Below are 22455 nucleotides of genomic sequence, written 5' to 3'. Positions count from 1 at the left end.
TGGATATCATTACGGTCTGAAAGGGTAAGGTGTTTATGTTTTGTCATAGTAGACCTCATTTCTAACTCAAACGTCTCATACTTAATTCCACCATAAAAATCCGTTTTAGACTAACTTCCACTTTGGTTAGACAAGTGGAAGTTACTTTGAGAAGTTACCACTCTTTGAATAAAGTAGGGAAAATGAGTGAAATGGTTTACTTTTTTTCTGAAATAAAGTATACTATATAAAGTAAACTATGATAACATGGAGGTATTGTGTATGGTTGACAAACAAGTCATTGAAGAAATCAAAAACAATGCCAACATTGTGGAAGTCATAGGAGATGTGATTTCTTTACAAAAGGCAGGACGGAACTATCTAGGGCTCTGTCCTTTTCATGGTGAAAAAACACCTTCTTTCAACGTTGTAGAGGACAAGCAGTTTTACCACTGTTTTGGTTGTGGTCGCTCTGGTGATGTCTTTAAGTTCATTGAGGAGTACCAAGGTGTTCCCTTTATGGAAGCTGTCCAAATCTTAGGTCAGCGTGTTGGGATTGAGGTTGAAATACCGCTTTATAGTGAACAGAAGCCAGTTTCGCCTCACCAAGCTCTTTATGATATGCACGAAGATGCAGCCAAATTTTATCATGCTATTCTCATGACAACGACTATGGGTGAAGAGGCCAGAAATTATCTTTACCAGCGTGGGTTGACAGATGAAGTGCTCAAGCATTTTCGGATTGGTTTGGCACCTCCAGAACGGAACTATCTCTATCAACGTTTGTCTGGGCAGTATCGTGAAGAGGATCTCTTGGAATCAGGACTTTTTTATCTCTCTGATGCCAATCAATTTGTAGACACCTTTCACAATCGCATTATGTTTCCCCTGACAAATGACCAAGGAAAGGTTATTGCCTTCTCAGGTCGTATCTGGCAGAAAACGGATTCACAAACTTCTAAGTATAAAAATAGCCGATCGACTGCAATTTTTAACAAAAGTTACGAATTATATCATATGGATAGGGCAAAAAAATCTTCTGGTAAAGCCAGTGAGATTTACCTGATGGAAGGTTTCATGGATGTTATTGCAGCCTATCGGGCTGGAATCGAAAATGCTGTTGCATCAATGGGAACAGCCTTGAGTCGAGAGCATGTTGAGCATCTGAAAAGGTTAACCAAGAAGTTGGTTCTTGTTTACGATGGCGATAAGGCTGGGCAAGCCGCGACATTGAAAGCGCTGGACGAAATTGGTGATATGCCTGTGCAAATCGTCAGCATGCCTGATAGCTTGGATCCAGATGAGTATCTACAAAAAAATGGTCCAGAAGACTTGGCCTATCTATTGACGAAAACTCGTATTAGTCCGATTGAGTTTTACATTCACCAGTATAAGCCTGAAAATAGTGAAAATCTGCAGGCCCAGATTGAGTTTATTGAAAAAATAGCTCCCTTGATTGTTCAAGAAAAGTCCATCACTGCTCAAAACAGCTATATTCATATTTTAGCTGATAGTCTGGCGTCATTTGATTATGCTCAGATTGAGCAGATTGTTAATGAGAGTCGTCAGGCGCAAAGGCAGAATCGCATGGAAGGAATTTCCAGACCGACGCAAATCACTATGCCTGTCACCAAGCAGTTATCAGCTATTATGAGGGCTGAAGCTCATCTACTCTATCGAATGATGGAATCTCCTCTTGTTTTGAACGATTACCGTTTGCGAGAAGACTTTTCATTTGATACACCTGAATTTCAGGTCTTATATGACTTGCTTGGCCAGTATGGAAATCTTCCTCCAGAAATTTTAGCAGAACAGACAGAAGAAGTTGAAAGAGCTTGGTATCAAGTCTTAACTCAGGATTTGCCTGCTGAGATGTCACCGCAGGAACTAAGTGAAGTAGAAATTACTCGAAACAAGGCTCTCTTGAATCAGGACAATATGAGAATCAAAAAGAAGGTGCAGGAAGCTAGCCATGTAGGAGATACCGACACAGCCCTAGAAGAATTGGAACGTTTAATTTCCCAAAAGAGAAGAATGGAGTAATAATGGCAACAAAACAAAAAGAAGTAACAACATTTGACGTACAAGTAGCAGAATTTATCCGTAATCATAAGCAAAAAGGGACAGCAACAGATGATGAAATCAATGCCAGTCTGGTTATTCCTTTTACCTTGGACGCTGATGGGATTGAGGATCTCTTGCAACGAATTCAGGATGCGGGAATTTCTATCACTGATAACGAAGGAAATCCAAGTGCACGTGTTCTTAGTACTGAAGAAGAGCCAGAACTCAGTGATGAGGACTTGATTGGGTCAACTTCGGCTAAGGTAAATGACCCTGTCCGTATGTACTTGAAAGAAATCGGAGTCGTACCTCTCTTGACCAATGAAGAGGAAAAAGAATTGGCACTTGCTGTTGAATCTGGTGATATCGAAGCCAAACAACGTCTTGCGGAAGCCAATCTTCGTTTGGTTGTTTCTATTGCCAAACGCTATGTTGGCCGTGGTATGCAGTTCCTTGACTTGATTCAAGAAGGGAACATGGGCTTGATGAAAGCAGTTGACAAGTTTGACTATTCTAAAGGATTCAAGTTCTCAACTTATGCAACTTGGTGGATTCGTCAGGCTATCACTCGTGCTATTGCAGATCAAGCTCGTACTATCCGTATTCCAGTCCACATGGTTGAAACCATTAATAAATTAGTTCGTGAACAGCGTAATCTCCTTCAAGAATTGGGACAAGATCCAACACCTGAGCAAATCGCAGAACGTATGGATATGACCCCTGACAAGGTTCGTGAAATCTTGAAGATTGCCCAAGAACCAGTATCCCTTGAAACTCCTATCGGTGAAGAGGATGATAGCCACCTTGGGGACTTTATCGAAGATGAAGTGATTGAAAATCCAGTGGACTATACTACTCGTATCGTCTTGCGTGAGCAGTTGGATGAGGTCTTGGATACTCTTACAGACCGTGAAGAAAATGTTCTGCGTCTACGTTTTGGGTTAGATGATGGAAAAATGCGTACTCTTGAAGATGTGGGAAAAGTCTTTAACGTAACCCGTGAGCGTATCCGTCAGATTGAAGCCAAGGCTTTGAGAAAACTACGCCAACCAAGTCGCAGCAAACCGCTTCGTGATTTTATTGAAGACTAGGAGTGAGGAAAATATGGCTTATACAGAAGAGCAAATTGATAACATCAAAACACGGATTTTAACAGCCTTGGAAGAAGTCATCGACCCTGAGTTGGGCATCGATATTGTCAATCTTGGTTTGATTTATGAGATTCGTTTTGATGGCGACACAGGGCAAACTGAGATTGATATGACTTTGACAACTATGGGTTGTCCCCTAGCTGACCTTTTGACTGACCAGATTTATGATGCCATGACAGAGGTTCCAGAAGTAACGGATACTGAGGTCAAATTGGTTTGGTATCCAGCCTGGACAGTTGAAAAAATGAGTCGCTATGCACGCATTGCCCTAGGCATTAAGTAAACATATAAACTATGTGAGAGATTGTTGGAAAAGTGAGGAAATTTCCTCTTCTTTTCCTCTAGTCTCTCCTTTCTTTTGCTGATTTTATTCAAAGAAAATGATATAATAGTAGCTATGGAAAAAAAGAAATTACGCATCAATATGTTGAGTTCGAGTGAGAAAGTAGCAGGACAAGGAGTTTCAGGTGCCTACCGTGAATTAGTTCGTCTTCTTCACCGTGATGCCAAGGACCAATTGATTGTTACAGAAAATCTTCCAATCGAGGCAGATGTAACTCACTTTCATACGATTGATTTCCCCTATTATTTATCAACATTCCAAAAGAAACGCTCAGGGAGAAAGATTGGCTATGTGCATTTCTTACCTGATACACTTGAGGGGAGTTTGAAAATTCCATTTTTCTTAAAGGGAATTGTTAAACGCTATGTATTTTCTTTTTACAACCGGATGGAGCACTTGGTGGTGGTCAATCCTATGTTCATTGAGGATTTGGTGGCAGCTGGTATTCCACGTGAAAAAGTGACCTATATTCCTAACTTTGTCAACAAGGAAAAATGGCATCCCCTTCCACAAGAAGAGGTTGCGAGACTGCGAACAGAACTTGGTGTTAGTGACAATCAGTTTATCGTAGTAGGTGCTGGTCAAGTTCAGAAACGCAAAGGGATTGATGATTTTATCCGTCTGGCTGAGGAATTGCCTCAGATTACCTTTATCTGGGCGGGTGGTTTCTCTTTTGGTGGTATGACAGATGGTTATGAACGCTATAAGAAAATTATGGATAATCCACCTGAAAATTTGATTTTTCCAGGCATTGTGTCACCAGAGCGAATGCGTGAGTTGTATGCTTTAGCGGATCTTTTCTTGTTGCCTAGTTATAATGAGCTTTTTCCGATGACTATTTTAGAGGCTGCCAGTTGTGAAGCACCTATTATGTTGCGTGATTTAGATCTCTATAAGGTGATTTTGGAGGGAAATTATCGGGCGACAGCAGATAGAGATGAGATGAAAGAAGCTATTTTAGAATATCAAGCAAATCCTGCTGCTTTAAAAGATTTGAAAGAAAAAGCTAAGAATATTTCCAGAGAGTATTCAGAAGAGCATCTGTTACAAATCTGGTTGGACTTTTATGAGAAACAAGCCGCTTTAGGGAGAAAATAAAAAGTGAGGTAATCTATGCGAATTGGTTTATTTACAGATACCTATTTTCCTCAGGTTTCTGGTGTTGCGACCAGTATTCGAACCTTGAAAACAGAACTTGAAAAGCAGGGGCATGCTGTTTTTATCTTTACGACGACAGATAAGGATGTCAATCGCTACGAAGATTGGCAAATTATTCGCATTCCAAGCGTTCCTTTCTTTGCTTTTAAAGATCGCCGCTTTGCCTACCGAGGCTTTAGCAAGGCGCTTGAAATTGCCAAACAGTATCAGCTAGATCTTATCCATACTCAGACCGAATTTTCTCTAGGCTTGTTGGGGATTTGGATTGCGCGTGAACTGAAAATTCCCGTTATTCATACCTATCACACCCAGTATGAAGACTATGTGCATTATATTGCCAAGGGGATGTTGATTCGTCCTAGTATGGTCAAGTACTTAGTCAGAGGTTTCCTGCATGATGTGGATGGGGTTATCTGCCCTAGTGAGATTGTTCGTGACTTGCTATCTGCCTATAAGGTTAAGGTTGAAAAGCGGGTCATTCCTACTGGGATTGAATTAGCTAAGTTTGAGCGTCCCGAAATCAAGCAAGAAAATCTAAAAGAACTGCGTAGTAAATTAGGGATTCAAGACGATGAACAGATGTTGCTGAGTCTTTCTAGAATTTCCTATGAAAAAAATATTCAAGCAGTTTTAGCAGCTTTTGCAGAAGTTCTGAAAGAAGAAGACAAGGTTAAACTGGTAGTTGCTGGGGATGGCCCTTATCTGGATGACCTCAAAGAGCAAGCCCAGAAACTAGAGATTCAAGACTCCGTTGTCTTTACAGGGATGATTGCTCCTAGTGAGACCGCTCTTTACTATAAGGCTGCAGATTTCTTCATCTCGGCATCAACAAGTGAGACTCAAGGTTTGACATACTTGGAAAGCTTAGCCAGTGGAACGCCTGTCATTGCTCACGGAAATCCTTATCTGGACAATCTCATCAATGACAAGATGTTTGGGACTTTGTACTATGGAGAAAAAGATTTGGCTGGAGCTATTTTAGAGGCTCTGATTGCAACACCAGACATGAATGAGCATGCCTTATCAGCGAAATTATACGAGATTTCAGCCGAGAACTTTGGAAAACGGGTTCAAGAATTTTATCTGGATGCTATTATTTCTAATAATTTCGAAAAAGATTTAGCTAAAGAGGATACGGTCACTCATCGTATCTTTAAGACAGCTTTGTATCTACCACAACAGGTCGTTGCTGTGCCTGTAAAAGGCTCTAGACGGATGCTGAAGGCTTCAAAAACACAGTTAATCAGCATGAGAGATTATTGGAAAGACCGTGAAGAATAGAAAGAGGACAAGTTATGAAAAAACAATTAATGAGAAGTGGTAGTGATCAAAAAATTGCTGGTGTCTGTGCTGGGGTGGCCCATTATCTAGATATGGATCCTACTATCGTACGCGTAATATGGGGAGTCCTTGCTTGCTGTTACGGAGTTGGAATTGTAGCCTATATCATTTTATGGATTATTGCGCCTGTAGCAAGTGACTATTGAAAACTAGCTAAATTCATGCTAAGATAATAGAAAATAGAATGTAACGAAGGAGAGAAAAATGGCATTCGGAGATAATGGAAAACGTAAAAAAACGATGTTTGAGAAATTAACCTTGCTTATCGTGCTTATCATGTTAGTAGCAAGTATTTTGGGGATTTTTGCAACTGCAATCGGTGCCCTCAGTAATCTATAAAATAGATTTAAGAAATTTTGTGACTGGGATTTCCCAGCCCTTTTTTAAAGTGAGAAGAAAAAATGAGTATGTTTTTAGATACAGCTAAGATTAAGGTCAAGGCTGGTAATGGTGGCGATGGTATGGTTGCCTTTCGCCGTGAAAAATATGTCCCTAATGGTGGCCCTTGGGGTGGTGACGGAGGTCGTGGAGGTAATGTGGTCTTCGTTGTAGACGAAGGTTTGCGTACCTTGATGGATTTCCGCTACAATCGCCATTTCAAGGCTGATTCTGGTGAAAAAGGAATGACCAAAGGGATGCATGGTCGTGGTGCAGAAGACCTCAAAGTTCGAGTACCACAAGGTACGACTGTGCGTGATGCGGAGACTGGTAAGGTTTTGACAGATTTGATTGAACATGGGCAAGAATTTATTGTAGCCCACGGTGGTCGTGGTGGACGTGGAAATATCCGCTTTGCGACACCAAAAAATCCTGCACCTGAAATCTCTGAAAATGGGGAACCAGGACAGGAACGTGAATTACAATTAGAACTTAAAATCCTTGCAGATGTCGGTTTAGTAGGCTTCCCATCTGTAGGGAAATCAACACTGCTCAGTGTGATTACCTCTGCTAAACCTAAGATTGGTGCTTACCACTTTACGACAATTGTGCCAAATCTAGGAATGGTTCGTACCCAATCAGGTGAATCCTTTGCAGTAGCTGATTTACCAGGTTTGATTGAAGGGGCTAGTCAGGGAGTCGGTCTGGGAACACAGTTCCTCCGTCACATTGAGCGTACACGTGTCATCCTTCACATTATTGATATGTCAGCTAGCGAAGGTCGTGATCCTTATGAGGACTACCTAGCTATCAATAAAGAGCTGGAGTCATACAATCTTCGTCTCATGGAGCGTCCACAGATTATTGTAGCTAATAAGATGGATATGCCTGAGAGTCAGGAAAATCTTGAAGTCTTCAAGAAGAAATTAGCTGAAAACTACGATGAATTTGAAGAGTTACCAGCTATCTTCCCAATATCTGGTTTGACCAAGCAAGGTCTGGCTACACTTTTGGATGCTACAGCTGAGTTGTTAGACAAGACACCAGAATTCTTGCTCTATGACGAGTCAGATATGGAAGAAGAAGCTTACTATGGATTTGATGAGGAAGAAAAAGCCTTTGAAATTAGTCGTGATGACGATGCTACATGGGTACTTTCTGGTGAAAAACTCATGAAACTCTTTAATATGACCAACTTTGATCGTGACGAATCAGTCATGAAATTTGCCCGTCAATTACGTGGTATGGGAGTTGATGAATCCCTTCGTGCGCGTGGTGCTAAGGATGGGGACTTGGTTCGCATTGGTAAATTTGAGTTTGAATTTGTAGACTAGGAGACTGGTATGGGAGATAAACCGATATCTTTCCGAGATGCGGATGGCAATTTTGTTTCCGCCGCAGACGTTTGGAATGAAAAGAAATTGGAAGAACTATTTAATCGTCTCAATCCAAATCGTGCTTTGAGGTTGGCACGGACCAAAAAAGACAATCCATCTCAGTAATACTCTTCGAAAATCTCTTCAAACCACGTCAACGTCGCCTTGGATTATATATTATATATGTGACTGACTCCGTCAGTCTTATCTACAACCTCAAAGCAGTGCTTTGAGCTGACTCCGTCAGTTCTATCCACAACCTCAAAACACTGTTTTGAGCAACCTGAGGCTAGTTTCCTAGTTTGCTCTTTGATTTTCATTGAGTATAAAATAGATAAAAAGATTCCGTGCCACATCAGGACACGGAATTTTGTTATTTTTCAAAGAAAAATGGTGGGGCGAATTTTTTCAGTTCTTCAAAGCATTTTTGGGCAGCCTCTGCATCTTCACAGATGACAAGACAGACATCATCACCACAGAGTGTGGCGATAGCGTCAGGGAAGCTCAAGGCATCAATGATAGAACCAAAGGATTGAGCAAGTCCAGGGAGGGTTTTTAGTAGGACTTGATGTTGAACTGGACGCATCAAGACAAGAGCATCTTCCATGTAAATTTCGAGACGTTTTTCCCATTTTGAGATGGAACCTGTATTGAGCACGTAGTAAGAGTTGTCTTCTTCTCGTACTTTTGAGAGGTTCATACTTTTAATATCTCTTGAAAGAGTTGCTTGTGTAACTTGAATATCATTATCGGCAAGAAGAGCTTGTAGCTCAGCTTGAGTATGAATCTTGTTTTTCGTTACAAGAGCTCGTATGAGTTGGTGTCGGTGTTCAGATTTATTCATAAAATATTACTCCTTGTACTAGGTACAGAAAGCATGGACTGAACGAAGATGTCAGTCGGGTGGTAAGCGGTATTGTCACGTTTGATGATTTCAAAGTCAGTAGTATAAAGAACTATATGGAGAAAATCTCCTTCGTTTAACTTGTCACTAGTTGGGTGTAGATGAATGGGATATCTATCCGTTCTTCTACATTGATGTTCTTTAATGACAGTAAATCATTCAATTAGGGTAGCATTTTGTCACGACTTGTTGTGAATTTACGCTAAACGGCAATTCACAGAGCTTGTCCAACATGTGGTGTGGTAGCGTGTAGTTTAGAGGGTTACACATGTTGGTTAGGGGTGTTAGTATCTTCTCTCCAAACTCCATCTGTAGACTTATCCTAAGTCCATCTTGGGATTGAATTTGATACGAAGTTTATGTTTAGTTTAACTGTTCAAATGGAAATAGTTCCATTTGAACAGTCTGATATATTATACCTTTTGACAAGGTAAGGTAAGAGTAGATTGTTCAAGATCGACAGTCAGGTGGTAAGCGGTATTGTCACGTATGGTGATTTCAAAGTCAGTAGTATAGAGGACTAAACGAAGAGTATCTCCTTCTTTTAACTTGTAAATAGTTGGTTGCAGTTCAAACTGGATATCCATCCATTCATCTGCAGTAATATCCTCTACTAACAGTAAATCATTTCTATTTTGTAAATTAAGGTAACCTTTTGTCATGACTCGTTGAGCATCTGTTCTAAATGGCAATTCACAGAGATTTTCCAGCATGTGATAGCGGCCGTTGTCAATGGTTCTAGCACTTAAAATAGCTGGATAAGGTTGTATGTATTTCTTTTGACCAAATTCTAGCAGTTGAGCTGATAAGAGTCCCTTATTTGTACTGGATTTTATACGAAGATTGAGCTGAGCGCGACCGTTTAAGTGAATGTTCTTGGTCACAGGAAGGTCAATAGTAATTTGATTGGCTTTCCCTTGATAGAGTTCTGTATTGAAGGTCTGGTATGTTTTACCATAGCGTTCAAAATCCTTATCTGAGTACTGATTTTGAATAACTTGCTCTTCTTGACCAAGTGAGAAGGTTTCAAAGTTATCTAGCTCACCGAAGGTATCAAGTGATAACCAGGTCTGAGGAGTGGTATTGTCCTGCCAAATGACAGTAGGAAGTTGGAAATCTGTATCTTGATCCAGTAATTTCTTAGTCAATAAGGCATTCATAGATTCACGAAAGTCAATGGACTGCCAGTTATTGACATAAACATGGGCACCATTATGGAAAAAGAGATGCTTGTTGATATGAGCTGGAAGAGCGTGGAACATCTGGTAAACATGAAGTGGTTTGACATTCCAATCCTGAGAACCATGAGTAAAGACAACTTCTGCCTTTACTTTATGGGCATTGAGCAGATAGTTGCGGTCATGCCAAAACTGATTGTAGTCGCCAGATTTGCGATCCAGCTGCTCTTTTACTTTTTCCAAATCAGCTTGGTGAGCATCATTCCCACGAATATAGTCGCCAGCCAAAAGATTCCGAGAGTAGGTCAGTTCAGCAAGGGAGTCGAAGTCCTCCCCTGGATAACCGCCTGGGCTAGTCACAAGACCGTTTTCACGGTAGTAGTTGTACCAGGAAGAAATGCCAGCCTCTGCAATGATAACTTCTAAACCATCAACACCAGTGGTTGCTAAACCATTGGACATGGTACCTAGATAGGAAAGTCCAGTTGTAGCAACTTTTCCGTTTGACCAATTAGCCTTGACTTGACGCTGGCGTGTGTGGTCAGTAAAGGCACGGCAACGGCCGTTAAGCCAATCGATGACATTTTTATAAGCCTCGATTTGTTGGTAGTCCCCATTAGTCATGAAACCTGTGGAGTCTTTGGTACCAACACCTGAAACATAGAGATTAGCAAAACCTCGTGGAAGGAAGTAGTCGTTGAGAGTATAGCTAGCGTTGATGTGTGTTAACTTTTCCTCAGCTTCTGACACAAGCTCAGCTTGACCTTGGGATTGAATGAGATTTAGTTGAGGTTCTTCTAGCTCAATCTTGTGAGCAGGTTTGACTTCAAGTTCGTCCTCCATCTTGTAGAGAGCCTTGTCACTAGCCTTGTCATTTGTTCCCTGATGATAGGGACTGGCCGTCATGACAGCAGGGATTTGCCCGTCATAACGAGGACGAATAATGCTGACCTTGACTAAGTCTGGGAGACCTTTTTGGTCAGTATCGACACGAGATTCAACGTAAACGACTTCACGAATGACATCATGGCTGGAAAAAGTAGCCAAGCTCTTGCCATTAAAGTAGTGGTAGGTATTATCCTCAGGAATAAGACCGTCACTTACCAATTGATCAATCAGGAGATTTCCTTTTTTGGTGCGAGTATTGAGTAACTGATAGAGATTTTCAATCAAGTCACCGTATATGATGGGAAAACCAGTCTCTTTACGAAAAACATCACTGTCTTCAAAGTCAACCAAGTAAGAAAAGCCTAAAAGTTGAAAAGCAACAGTATAAAAAATATCTGCAGTTAAATCCTTGTCTGACTGAAAAAATGTCAGTAAATCAGTTTCTTTATCAACCGCCAAACTAGATAGAGGATAGGTGCTATTCTTATAATTAAAAAAGAAACGAATGAGAAACGCTTCAAGCATTTTTTTATTTGTAATGTTGACTGGTAAATCAAATCCATACTTTTTTAATTCAAAGATAATTGTATCTCTATGTAGCGCTAAATAACTGAATTGATTAAAACGCATATAACCTCCTTATAAAACAATAATTAAGGTTATTATATCAAAAAAATAGGCTAAAGGGAATCATTAAATGAGAAAGAAATTAATTCAATAATAATGAATATTATTTATATGAGAAACAGGTACGACTCTATAGTTTTGAATAAGTTATTATAGAAAGTAGGTTAACCAGGTGTATTTTTCTATTTTAAAAGATATATTCAAAAAATCTTACTTTAAAGATAAAGATAAAATATAGACAGGAGTCACTGCGTTTGTCTTTCTCTTTTTGAAAATGGTATAATATAGTGAGAATGATAGAGGAGAAGTGTAAATTGATCGCACAACTAGATACAAAAACAGTCTATAGTTTTATGGAGAGTGTCATTTCGATAGACAAGTATGTGAGAGTAGCTAAAGAATATGGCTACACTCATTTGGCTATGATGGATATTGACAATCTTTATGGTGCTTTCGACTTTCTAGAGGTTACAAAAAAATATGGCATTCATCCTTTATTAGGGCTCGAAATGAATGTTCTTGTAGATGATAAGGATGTGAATCTGCGCTTTTTAGCTCTATCTAGTGTGGGCTATCAGCAGTTGATGAAGCTCTCGACAGCTAAGATGCAGGGGGAGAAAAATTGGTCAGTTCTGGCTCAGTACTTAGAGGATATTGCAGTAATTGTGCCTCATTTTGAAGAGCTTGAGTCGCTCAATCTAGGCTGTGATTACTATATTGGGGTTTATCCGGAAACACTGGCAAGGGAATTTCCTCATCCTATCTTACCTCTCTATAGGGTCAATGCGTTTGAAAGCAGGGATAGAGAAGTTTTACAAGTATTAACAGCGATTAAAGAGAATCTCCCTCTCAGAGAAGTTCCCTTGCGGTCGAGACAAGATGTCTTTATATCAGCAAGTTCTTTAGAGAAACTTTTCCAAGAACGTTTTCCTCAAGCCTTGGACAATTTAGAAAAGCTTATTTCAGGCATTTCTTATGACTTGAATACTAGTCTGAAACTGCCTCGCTTTAATCCAGCACGACCTGCAGTAGAAGAGTTGAGAGAACGTGCTGAATCGGGACTGGTTCAGAAGGGGTTGACTAGTAAAGAATATCAAGACCGTCTAGATCAAGAATTGGCTGTTATTCATGATATGGGCTTTGATGATTATTTCTTGGTTGTCTGGGATTTGTTGCGTTTTGGACGTTCGAATGGTTACTATATGGGAATGGGAAGGGGTTCTGCAGTTGGTAGTTTGGTTTCCTATGCCTTGGACATCACAGGGATTGACCCTGTGGAGAAGAATCTGATTTTTGAACGCTTCCTCAATCGTGAACGTTATACTATGCCTGATATTGATATTGATATCCCAGATATTTATCGTCCAGATTTTATCAGATATGTTGGTAATAAATATGGCAGTAAACATGCGGCTCAAATCGTTACTTTTTCTACCTTTGGGGCCAAGCAAGCTCTGCGAGATGTCTTGAAACGTTTTGGTGTTCCAGAGTATGAATTATCTGCAATTACAAAGAAAATCAGTTTTCGTGATAATCTCAAGTCAGCCTATGAGGGCAATCTCCAGTTTCGTCAGCAAATCAATAGCAAGTTAGAATACCAAAAAGCTTTTGAAATTGCCTGCAAGATTGAGGGTTATCCAAGACAAACCTCTGTCCATGCGGCTGGTGTTGTCATTAGTGACCAAGATTTGACCAACTACATCCCTCTGAAGCATGGGGATGAAATTCCACTGACTCAGTATGATGCTCATGGAGTTGAAGCTAGTGGACTTTTGAAGATGGATTTTTTGGGACTACGAAATTTGACCTTTGTCCAGAAAATGCAAGAGTTGCTTGCTGAAACAGAAGATATTCACTTGAAAATAGAAGAAATTGATTTGGAAGATAAAGAAACGCTGGCTTTATTTGCTTCTGGGAATACAAAAGGTATCTTTCAATTTGAACAACCTGGTGCCGTTCGTTTACTTAAGCGTGTGCAACCAATCTGTTTTGAAGATGTCGTAGCAACTACTTCCCTAAATAGACCAGGTGCTAGTGACTATATCAATAATTTTGTGGCAAGAAAGCATGGGCAGGAAGAAGTGACAGTTCTGGATCCCGTACTGGAGGATATTTTGGCTCCAACCTATGGCATTATGCTCTATCAGGAGCAGGTTATGCAGGTTGCTCAGCGTTTTGCTGGATTTAGTCTTGGGAAGGCCGATATTTTGCGTCGAGCTATGGGGAAAAAGGATGCCTCTGCCATGCATGAGATGAGGGCTTCCTTTATTCAAGGTTCATTAGATGCTGGTCATACTGCGGAAAAGGCAGAGCAGGTCTTTGATGTTATGGAGAAGTTTGCAGGTTATGGTTTTAACCGATCTCACGCCTATGCCTACTCAGCTTTGGCCTTCCAGTTGGCTTATTTTAAAACACACTATCCAGCTATCTTTTATCAGGTCATGTTGAATTCTGCTAATAGTGATTACCTAACAGATGCTCTTGAAGCAGGTTTTGAAGTAGCACCGTTGTCTATCAACACTATCCCTTATCACGATAAAATTGCCAACAAGTCCATCTATCTAGGTTTGAAATCGATTAAGGGAGTCAGCAATGATTTAGCGCTTTGGATCATTGAAAATAGACCCTATTCTAACATTGAAGATTTTATAGCTAAATTACCTGAGAATTATCTGAAACTTCCTCTGCTAGAACCTTTGGTAAAAGTTGGCCTTTTCGATTCATTTGAAAAAAATCGTCAAAAAGTATTCAATAATTTAGCTAATCTGTTTGAATTTGTAAAAGAGTTAGGAAGTTTGTTCGGTGATACGATTTATAGTTGGCAGGAATCAGAAGATTGGACAGAACAAGAAAAATTCTATATGGAACAAGAGCTTCTAGGAGTAGGCGTCAGTAAACATCCCATACAAGCTATTGCAAGTAAGGCTATTTACCCGATTACACCAATCGGAAATTTATCAGAAAATAGTCACTCTATTATCTTGGTAGAAATTCAAAAAATTAAAACCATTCGCACCAAAAAGGGTGAAAATATGGCTTTCTTACAGGTCGATGATAGTAAGAAAAAATTGGATGTTACCCTCTTTTCGGATTTATATCGACAGGTTGGGCAGGAAGTAAGAGAGGGAGCCTTCTACTATATCAAAGGGAAAGTCCAGTCACGAGATGGCCGTCTGCAAATGATTGCACAAGAAATAAGAGAAGCAGTGGCTGAGCGTTTTTGGATACAGGTAAAAAATCATGAATCGGATCAAGAAATTTCGAGCATTTTGGATCAATATAAGGGTCCAATCCCAGTCATCATCAGGTATGAAGAGGAACAGAAAACAATCGTTTCTTCCCAATATTTTGTGACTAAATCCAATGAATTAGAAGCAAAATTGGATAAAATTACTATGAAAACGATTTATCGCTAAAATTACGGAAAATAGAAGAATTTTCCATTTAAATGTGATATAATCAGTAAGAATGTTAAAAGAAAAAGGAGCATAAACCAAATGAAACGTATTGCTGTTTTGACCAGTGGTGGAGACGCCCCTGGTATGAATGCTGCTATTCGTGCAGTTGTTCGTCAAGCAATTTCAGAAGGAATGGAAGTTTTTGGTATCTATGATGGATATGCTGGTATGGTTGCTGGTGAAATTCATCCCCTAGATGCGGCTTCAGTAGGAGACATCATTTCTCGTGGTGGTACTTTCCTTCACTCTGCTCGTTACCCAGAGTTCGCTCAACTTGAAGGGCAACTTAAAGGGATTGAGCAATTGAAAAAACACGGAATTGAAGGTGTAGTTGTTATCGGTGGTGACGGATCTTACCACGGCGCTATGCGTTTAACTGAACATGGCTTCCCAGCTATCGGTCTTCCAGGTACAATCGATAACGATATTGTTGGTACTGACTTTACAATCGGTTTTGACACAGCGGTTACTACTGCTATGGATGCGATCGATAAGATTCGTGATACATCATCAAGTCACCGTCGTACCTTTGTTATCGAAGTTATGGGACGTAACGCTGGTGATATCGCTCTTTGGGCTGGTATTGCAACTGGTGCTGATGAAATCATCATTCCTGAAGAAGGATTCAAGATTGAAGATATCGTAGCAAGCATCAAAGCTGGTTATGAGTGTGGTAAAAAACACAATATCATCGTCTTGGCAGAAGGTGTTATGTCAGCAGCTGAATTTGGTCAAAAACTAAAAGAAGCTGGGGATACAAGCGACCTTCGTGTGACAGAACTTGGACATATTCAACGTGGCGGTTCTCCAACTGCGCGTGACCGTGTATTGGCGTCACGTATGGGTGCGCATGCCGTTAAACTTCTTAAAGAAGGTATTGGTGGTGTAGCGGTTGGTATCCGTAACGAAAAAATGGTTGAAAACCCAATTCTTGGAACTGCAGAAGAAGGAGCTTTGTTTAGCTTGACTTCAGACGGTAAGATTGTTGTTAACAATCCACATAAAGCAGACCTTGAACTATCTGACTTGAATAAGAGCTTGTCATAATTTATAATTTTGTTAATAAGACCAAAAAGGTCATTTATATAAAGGAGTCACAAAAATCATGAACAAACGTGTAAAAATCGTTGCAACTTTGGGTCCTGCGGTTGAAATCCGTGGTGGTAAAAAATTCGGTGATGACGGATACTGGGGTGAAAAACTTGATGTTGAAGCTTCAGCTAAAAACATTGCTAAATTGATTGAAGCTGGTGCTAATACATTCCGTTTCAACTTCTCACACGGTGACCACCAAGAACAAGGTGACCGTATGGCAACTGTTAAACTTGCTGAAAAACTTGCAGGTAAAAAAGTTGGTTTCCTTCTTGATACTAAAGGACCAGAAATCCGTACTGAATTGTTCGAAGGTGAAGCCAAAGAGTATTCATACAAAACTGGTGAAAAAATCCGTGTTGCAACTAAACAAGGAATCAAATCAACTCGTGAAGTGATTGCATTGAACGTTGCTGGTGCTCTTGATATCTATGATGACGTTGAAGTTGGTCGTCAAGTATTGGTTGATGATGGTAAATTGGGTCTTCGCGTTGTAGAAAAAGACGACGCAGCTCGTGAATTCATCGTTGAAGTTGAAAATGATGGTGTGATCGCTAAACAAAAAGGTGTAAACATCCCTAACACTAAAATTCCTTTCCCAGCTCTTGCTGAACGTGATAACGCTGATATCCGTTTTGGTCTTGAGCAAGGTATCAACTTCATCGCGATTTCATTCGTACGTACTGCTAAAGACGTTAACGAAGTTCGTGCAATCTGTGAAGAAACTGGTAACGGTCACGTTCAATTGTTCGCTAAAATCGAAAACCAACAAGGTATCGATAACTTGGACGAAATCATTGAAGCAGCTGATGGTATCATGATTGCTCGTGGTGACATGGGTATCGAAGTACCATTCGAAATGGTTCCAGTTTACCAAAAAATGATTATCAAGAAAGTTAATGCTGCTGGTAAAGTTGTTATCACTGCAACAAACATGCTTGAAACAATGACTGAAAAACCACGTGCAACTCGTTCAGAAGTATCAGACGTATTTAACGCTGTTATCGACGGTACTGATGCTACAATGCTTTCAGGTGAGTCTGCAAATGGTAAATACCCACTTGAGTCAGTAACTACAATGGCTACAATCGACAAGAACGCTCAAACACTTCTTAACGAATACGGTCGTTTGAACTCAGATTCATTTGAACGTAACTCTAAGACAGAAGTAATGGCTTCAGCTGTTAAAGATGCTACTAACTCAATGGACATTAAATTGGTTGTAACTCTTACTAAGACAGGTCACACTGCACGTTTGATCTCTAAATACCGTCCAAATGCTGACATCTTGGCATTGACATTCGACGAATTGACAGAACGTGGATTGATGTTGAACTGGGGTGTTATCCCAATGTTGACAGATGCTCCATCTTCAACTGATGATATGTTCGAAATTGCTGAACGTAAAGCAGTTGAAGCAGGTCTTGTACAATCTGGTGACGATATCGTTATCGTAGCTGGTGTACCACTTGGAGAAGCTGTACGTACAAACACAATGCGTATCCGTACTGTACGTTAATTAATAGAAAAATAGCCTATCATATCAAGCTTTCTAGCCTGTATGATGGGCTTTTTTGTATATGGGAAAAGTTTTTGATACAACTATAGATAATACTCAATGAACATCAAAGAGCAAACTAGGAAGCTAGCCGCAGGTTGCTCAAAGCACTGCTTTGAGGTTGTAGATAAGACTGACGAAGTCAGTTACATATATCTACGGCAAGGCGACGCTGACGTAGTTTGAAGAGATTTTCGAAGAGTATAAAGAGTAAATCATTGCTTGTTTTATACTTTTGTGATGTGAGTATAAATCTGGTTGGTGGTTTTTTGTCTTCGTGCTCAAACCATGACCTGATAGCTTTTAAAGGGATGTTTTTTTGAACGAAAATTTCATAAAAAGTCTAGTATTAATACAGATGAAAAACAACTCCCCGATGATTCAAGGAGTTGTCTGTAGCTAAATTAGTTTTTTGATGCTGCTTGGAATTCAGGGTTTTTCCATGCTTCGTCAATGATAGCTTGCAATTCTTTTGCAGATGCTTGCATTTTTTGAGTTTCTGCGTCGTTCAATGGGATGTTTACTGGACGAACGATACCGTGTGCTCCAACGATGGCTGGTTGACCGATAAAGACATTCTCAACACCGTATTGACCTTCTTGGAATACAGAAAGTGGAAGTACTGCATTTTCGTCATCAAGGATTGCACGAGTGATACGAGCAAGGGCTACAGCGATACCGTAGTATGTAGCACCTTTCTTGTTGATGATTGAGTAGGCAGCGTCGCGAACAGAAATGAAGAGTTCTACAAGGTCAGCTTCATCTAAATCACGGTTGGCTTGCAACCATTGTTCCAATTTAACACCAGCAACGTTAGCATGTGACCAAACAGCAAACTCAGAGTCACCGTGTTCACCCATAATGTAGGCATGGACAGAACGAGCGTCAACACCGATTTTTTCAGCAAGTGCTTGACGGAAACGAGCTGAGTCAAGTGAAGTACCTGAACCGATAACGCGTTCTTTAGGGAATCCAGAGAATTTCCAAGTTGAGTAAGTTAAGACGTCAACTGGGTTAGCAGCAACAAGGAAGATACCATTGAAGCCTGAAGCAACAACTTGTTCAACGATTGATTTGTTGATAGCAAGGTTTTTACCTACAAGGTCAAGGCGAGTTTCACCTGGTTTTTGAGGAGCACCAGCAGTGATAACAACAAGATCAGCGTCCGCACAGTCTTCGTACTTAGCAGCGTAGATTTTTTTTGGTGAAGTAAATGCAAGCGCATGGCTAAGGTCTTCAGCGTCACCAACTGCTTTTTCAAACAATTGAGGAATTTCAATAATACCAAGTTCTTGTGCGATTCCTTGAGTAACAAGGGCGAAAGCGTAAGATGAGCCTACAGCACCATCACCGACAAGGATAACTTTTTTGTGTTGTTTAGTTAGTGTCATTTGTCTAAACATCTCCTTAATTTTATTCAGGGATTTCCCCATTTATTTTAATTCTATCACTTTTAAAAAGCTTTGTCACGGATATGCCTTGCAGATCTTGATGTAAACGTTTTAGTGGTTCTAGATACCTGAAATATGGCAGACATTGTGGTATAATATATTTAATTACTAATTGTGAAATGAGGCATTTATTAATGCAGGATAGAAATTTAGTGAATGTCAATCTGACAAAGGAGATGAAGACGAGTTTTATCGACTACGCTATGAGTGTTATCGTAGCACGGGCTCTTCCTGATGTTCGAGATGGCTTGAAACCCGTTCACCGTCGGATTCTCTACGGAATGAATGAATTGGGTGTGACTCCAGATAAACCCCATAAAAAATCTGCTCGTATTACAGGGGATGTTATGGGTAAATACCACCCACACGGGGATTCCTCTATTTATGAAGCCATGGTCCGTATGGCTCAATGGTGGAGCTACCGTTACATGCTTGTAGATGGTCATGGAAACTTTGGTTCTATGGACGGTGATGGAGCCGCTGCTCAACGTTATACTGAAGCACGTATGAGTAAGATTGCTCTAGAAATGCTTCGTGATATCAATAAAAATACAGTTGATTTTGTTGATAACTATGATGCGAACGAACGTGAACCCTTGGTTTTGCCAGCTCGTTTTCCAAACCTTTTGGTAAATGGAGCAACTGGTATAGCGGTTGGTATGGCAACCAATATTCCGCCTCATAACTTGGGAGAAACCATTGATGCAGTGAAGTTGGTCATGGACAATCCTGAAGTGACCACTAAGGACTTGATGGAAGTCTTGCCTGGGCCAGATTTTCCAACTGGTGCCCTTGTTATGGGGAAATCAGGTATCCATAAGGCTTATGAAACAGGTAAAGGTTCTATTGTCCTTCGTTCTCGTACTGAAATCGAAGAAACTAAGACTGGTCGTGAGCGCATTGTTGTAACAGAATTTCCTTATATGGTTAATAAAACCAAGGTGCATGAGCATATTGTTCGTTTGGTTCAGGAAAAACGTATTGAGGGTATCACAGCTGTACGTGATGAATCAAACCGTGAAGGGGTTCGATTTGTTATCGAAGTCAAGCGAGATGCCTCAGCTAATGTTATCCTTAATAACCTCTTCAAGATGACCCAGATGCAAACCAACTTTGGTTTCAATATGCTTGCAATCCAAAATGGGGTGCCGAAGATTTTGTCTCTTCGTCAGATTTTGGATGCTTATATCGAGCACCAAAAAGAAGTGGTTGTTCGTCGTACACGTTTTGATAAGGAAAAAGCTGAAGCGCGTGCTCATATTTTAGAAGGTCTCTTGATCGCACTAGACCATATCGACGAAGTGATTCGTATCATCCGTGCTAGTGAAACGGATGCGGAAGCTCAAGCTGAGTTGATGAACAAATTCAAGCTTTCTGAACGTCAAAGTCAAGCCATCCTTGATATGCGTCTTCGTCGTTTGACAGGTTTGGAACGCGATAAGATTCAGTCTGAGTATGATGACCTCTTGGCTCTGATTGCGGATTTAGCAGATATTCTTGCTAAGCCGGAACGTGTTTCTCAAATCATCAAAGATGAATTAGACGAAGTTAAGCGTAAGTTTGGCGACCAACGTCGTACTGAATTGATGGTCGGTGAAGTCTTGAGTCTTGAAGATGAAGATTTGATTGAAGAATCGGATGTCTTAATTACACTGTCTAATAAGGGTTACATCAAACGTCTGGACCAAGACGAATTTACCGCTCAAAAACGTGGTGGTCGTGGTGTTCAAGGTACAGGTGTTAAGGATGATGATTTTGTTCGTGAGTTGGTTTCAACCAGCACCCATGATCACCTGCTCTTCTTCACAAATAAAGGCCGTGTCTATCGTTTGAAAGGCTATGAAATTCCTGAGTATGGCCGTACTGCTAAGGGTTTGCCAATCGTCAATCTTTTGAAATTGGATGAAGGTGAAAGTATTCAGACCATCATCAATGTCGAGTCTGAACGAAGTGATGATTCTTATCTCTTCTTCACAACCCGTCATGGAATTGTCAAGAGAACCAGCGTCAAGGAATTTGCTAATATTCGTCAAAATGGACTTAAAGCACTGAATCTTAAAGATGAAGATGAATTGATTAATGTCTTATTGACAGAAGAAGATACGGATATTATTATTGGTACCAAGTTTGGTTATGCAGTTCGCTTTAATCAATCAGCCGTTCGGGGAATGAGCCGTATCGCCACTGGTGTGAAAGGTGTTAACCTTCGTGAAGGGGATACAGTAGTTGGTGCTAGTGTGATCACAGATCAGGACGAGGTTCTTATCATCACAGAAAAAGGATTTGGTAAGCGCACAGTTGCGACTGAATATCCAACTAAAGGTCGTGGTGGTAAAGGAATGAAGACGGCCAATGTTGCTGAGAAAAATGGTCCTTTATCAGGTCTCTTGACAGTTAAAGGTGATGAAGATTTGATGATTATCACTGATACAGGTGTCATGATTCGAACCAACGTTGCTAATATTTCACAAACAGGTCGCTCAACTATGGGAGTTAAAGTGATGCGCTTGGATCAAGATGCCAAAATTGTAACCTTTACAACAGTTGCAGCGGCAGAAAAAGAAGAAGTTGGGACAGAAAATGAAACAGAAGGTGAAGCATAATGTCTCATAAAAAGAATGTAAGTAAAAAAAATAAACGTAAAAATCTACTCATTAATATCTTAGCAGGATTCTTAATCGTGCTATCAATTGCTCTAATTTTTAACTCGAAAATTCGTGATATCTTCATGGTTTGGAATACCAATAAATACCAAGTCAGCCAGGTATCAAAAGAAAAATTGGAAAAAAATCAAGATACAGAAGGCAATTTTGATTTCGATTCTGTAAAGGCTATCTCATCCGAAGCGGTTTTATCTGCCCAGTGGGATGCCCAACAACTCCCTGTTATTGGTGGAATTGCCATTCCTGAAGTAGAGATTAACCTACCTATCTTTAAAGGTTTGGATAATGTGAACTTGTTCTATGGAGCAGGAACCATGAAACCAAATCAAAAAATGGGAGAGGGAAATTATTCTCTAGCTAGTCACCATATCTTCACGGCGGAAAATGCCAGTCAAATGCTCTTTTCTCCACTAGCGCGAGCTAAAAATGGGATGAAAATTTATCTAACCGATAAGGATAAAGTTTATACATATGAAATCCGTGAGGTGAAGCATGTGACACCTGATCGCGTCGATGAGATTGATGACCGTAGTGGTGTTGATGAAATCACACTTGTAACCTGTGTAGACTATGATGCAACAGAGCGTATTATCGTAAAAGGTGACCTGAAAGATACAAAAGATTATTCACAAACCCCTGAAGAAATTCTAACAACTTTCAATCAACCATATAAACAACGCTATTAAAGATAAAATCAGTAAAATCTCAGGTTTTACTGATTCAGATTGAAGACAAAGTCCTTAGAACACAAGTTTCTAAGGGCTTTTCTTTGTGTAAAGTCGTATAATAGAGGTAAGAAGAGTTGTGAGGTAATCCCTATGTTTCACAAAGAAAAACCTGATTATA

17 protein-coding genes are annotated in these 22455 nt (G+C 40.1%); 14 read left to right on the top strand and 3 right to left on the bottom strand.

The genetic code is table 11. The features are described from left to right. The first annotated feature begins 261 nt into the window (after nt 1-261). From dnaG to QM959_RS08575, 9 genes are all read left to right on the top strand, one after another. A complete protein-coding gene (gene dnaG, locus QM959_RS08615) occupies nt 262-2022 on the top strand; it encodes a DNA primase (protein ID WP_414372695.1) in 1761 nt (586 codons plus the stop codon). A 2-nt stretch (nt 2023-2024) separates the two neighbouring features. Next, nucleotides 2025-3134 (top strand): RNA polymerase sigma factor RpoD, encoded by a 1110-nt coding sequence (gene rpoD, locus QM959_RS08610; protein ID WP_004254614.1) that lies wholly within the window; start codon nt 2025-2027, stop codon nt 3132-3134. A gap of 13 nt (nt 3135-3147) precedes the next feature. After that, nucleotides 3148-3477, top strand: a complete 330-nt coding sequence (locus tag QM959_RS08605) for a metal-sulfur cluster assembly factor (protein ID WP_000331921.1) — start codon at nt 3148-3150, stop codon at nt 3475-3477. A 114-nt stretch (nt 3478-3591) separates the two neighbouring features. Then, nucleotides 3592-4635, top strand: a complete 1044-nt coding sequence (gene cpoA / locus QM959_RS08600) for an alpha-galactosylglucosyldiacylglycerol synthase (RefSeq protein ID WP_414372693.1) — start codon at nt 3592-3594, stop codon at nt 4633-4635. 15 nt (nt 4636-4650) lie between these two features. Next, entirely contained in the window at nt 4651-5976 is a 1326-nt protein-coding gene (locus tag QM959_RS08595; RefSeq protein ID WP_414372691.1) for a glycosyltransferase family 4 protein, read from the top strand. A 29-nt stretch (nt 5977-6005) separates the two neighbouring features. Continuing rightward, complete coding sequence (locus QM959_RS08590; protein WP_414372696.1) at nt 6006-6182, top strand: PspC domain-containing protein; 177 nt, start codon at nt 6006-6008, stop codon at nt 6180-6182. 58 nt (nt 6183-6240) lie between these two features. Beyond that, on the top strand, nt 6241-6375 hold the full coding sequence (locus QM959_RS08585) for a DUF4044 domain-containing protein (RefSeq protein ID WP_000863852.1): 135 nt from the start codon (nt 6241-6243) through the stop codon (nt 6373-6375). Between the two features lie 62 nt (nt 6376-6437). Next, nucleotides 6438-7748, top strand: a complete 1311-nt coding sequence (gene obgE / locus QM959_RS08580) for a GTPase ObgE (protein WP_414372689.1) — start codon at nt 6438-6440, stop codon at nt 7746-7748. 9 nt (nt 7749-7757) lie between these two features. After that, a complete protein-coding gene (locus QM959_RS08575) occupies nt 7758-7916 on the top strand; it encodes a hypothetical protein (RefSeq protein ID WP_007284777.1) in 159 nt (52 codons plus the stop codon). Nucleotides 7917-8163: 247 nt separating this feature from the next. Here QM959_RS08575 and QM959_RS08570 read toward each other — a convergent pair whose 3' ends face one another. Both QM959_RS08570 and QM959_RS08565 read right to left on the bottom strand, forming a co-directional pair. Next, nucleotides 8164-8634, bottom strand: coding sequence for an arginine repressor (locus tag QM959_RS08570; RefSeq protein WP_414372687.1), 471 nt, complete (start codon nt 8632-8634; stop codon nt 8164-8166). A gap of 473 nt (nt 8635-9107) precedes the next feature. Further along, the gene (locus QM959_RS08565) at nt 9108-11390 is read right to left on the bottom strand and encodes a Xaa-Pro dipeptidyl-peptidase (protein WP_414372685.1); all 2283 of its coding nucleotides are present in this window, start codon (nt 11388-11390) and stop codon (nt 9108-9110) included. Between the two features lie 311 nt (nt 11391-11701). On the opposite strand from QM959_RS08565, the gene QM959_RS08560 reads away from it, so the two are divergent. From QM959_RS08560 to pyk, 3 genes are all read left to right on the top strand, one after another. Beyond that, nucleotides 11702-14803, top strand: a complete 3102-nt coding sequence (locus tag QM959_RS08560) for a DNA polymerase III subunit alpha (protein WP_414372683.1) — start codon at nt 11702-11704, stop codon at nt 14801-14803. Nucleotides 14804-14884: 81 nt separating this feature from the next. Then, nucleotides 14885-15892 carry a 6-phosphofructokinase gene (gene pfkA / locus QM959_RS08555; RefSeq protein WP_414372681.1) on the top strand — a complete coding sequence of 336 codons (1008 nt, stop codon included), beginning with the start codon at nt 14885-14887 and terminating at the stop codon, nt 15890-15892. Between the two features lie 58 nt (nt 15893-15950). After that, complete coding sequence (gene pyk / locus QM959_RS08550; RefSeq protein ID WP_414372679.1) at nt 15951-17456, top strand: pyruvate kinase; 1506 nt, start codon at nt 15951-15953, stop codon at nt 17454-17456. A 443-nt stretch (nt 17457-17899) separates the two neighbouring features. On the opposite strand, the gene QM959_RS08545 is transcribed toward pyk, so the two are convergent. Then, nucleotides 17900-18886, bottom strand: a complete 987-nt coding sequence (locus QM959_RS08545) for an L-lactate dehydrogenase (RefSeq protein ID WP_414372678.1) — start codon at nt 18884-18886, stop codon at nt 17900-17902. A 194-nt stretch (nt 18887-19080) separates the two neighbouring features. On the opposite strand from QM959_RS08545, the gene gyrA reads away from it, so the two are divergent. Then, nucleotides 19081-21549 (top strand): DNA gyrase subunit A, encoded by a 2469-nt coding sequence (gene gyrA, locus QM959_RS08540; RefSeq protein ID WP_414372677.1) that lies wholly within the window; start codon nt 19081-19083, stop codon nt 21547-21549. Then, a complete protein-coding gene (locus tag QM959_RS08535) occupies nt 21549-22295 on the top strand; it encodes a class A sortase (RefSeq protein WP_414372675.1) in 747 nt (248 codons plus the stop codon). Before gyrA ends, QM959_RS08535 begins: the two co-directional genes overlap by 1 nt. Nucleotides 22296-22455 lie beyond the last annotated feature (160 nt).

Origin of the sequence: Streptococcus mitis (assembly GCF_047459985.1) — a bacterium.
Lineage (GTDB): Bacteria > Bacillota > Bacilli > Lactobacillales > Streptococcaceae > Streptococcus > Streptococcus mitis_DZ.
This window is presented reverse-complemented; position numbering and strand designations above follow the sequence as displayed.

Bases quoted from the DNA above. Each gene is read 5' to 3' on its own strand.
- dnaG (WP_414372695.1), top strand. From the start codon at position 262: ATGGTTGACAAACAAGTCATTGAAGAAATCAAAAACAATGCCAACATT.
- rpoD (WP_004254614.1), top strand. From the start codon at position 2,025: ATGGCAACAAAACAAAAAGAAGTAACAACATTTGACGTACAAGTAGCA.
- QM959_RS08605 (WP_000331921.1), top strand. From the start codon at position 3,148: ATGGCTTATACAGAAGAGCAAATTGATAACATCAAAACACGGATTTTA.
- cpoA (WP_414372693.1), top strand. From the start codon at position 3,592: ATGGAAAAAAAGAAATTACGCATCAATATGTTGAGTTCGAGTGAGAAA.
- QM959_RS08595 (WP_414372691.1), top strand. From the start codon at position 4,651: ATGCGAATTGGTTTATTTACAGATACCTATTTTCCTCAGGTTTCTGGT.
- QM959_RS08590 (WP_414372696.1), top strand. From the start codon at position 6,006: ATGAGAAGTGGTAGTGATCAAAAAATTGCTGGTGTCTGTGCTGGGGTG.
- QM959_RS08585 (WP_000863852.1), top strand. From the start codon at position 6,241: ATGGCATTCGGAGATAATGGAAAACGTAAAAAAACGATGTTTGAGAAA.
- obgE (WP_414372689.1), top strand. From the start codon at position 6,438: ATGAGTATGTTTTTAGATACAGCTAAGATTAAGGTCAAGGCTGGTAAT.
- QM959_RS08575 (WP_007284777.1), top strand. From the start codon at position 7,758: ATGGGAGATAAACCGATATCTTTCCGAGATGCGGATGGCAATTTTGTT.
- QM959_RS08570 (WP_414372687.1), bottom strand. From the start codon at position 8,634: ATGAATAAATCTGAACACCGACACCAACTCATACGAGCTCTTGTAACG.
- QM959_RS08565 (WP_414372685.1), bottom strand. From the start codon at position 11,390: ATGCGTTTTAATCAATTCAGTTATTTAGCGCTACATAGAGATACAATT.
- pfkA (WP_414372681.1), top strand. From the start codon at position 14,885: ATGAAACGTATTGCTGTTTTGACCAGTGGTGGAGACGCCCCTGGTATG.
- pyk (WP_414372679.1), top strand. From the start codon at position 15,951: ATGAACAAACGTGTAAAAATCGTTGCAACTTTGGGTCCTGCGGTTGAA.
- QM959_RS08545 (WP_414372678.1), bottom strand. From the start codon at position 18,886: ATGACACTAACTAAACAACACAAAAAAGTTATCCTTGTCGGTGATGGT.
- gyrA (WP_414372677.1), top strand. From the start codon at position 19,081: ATGCAGGATAGAAATTTAGTGAATGTCAATCTGACAAAGGAGATGAAG.
- QM959_RS08535 (WP_414372675.1), top strand. From the start codon at position 21,549: ATGTCTCATAAAAAGAATGTAAGTAAAAAAAATAAACGTAAAAATCTA.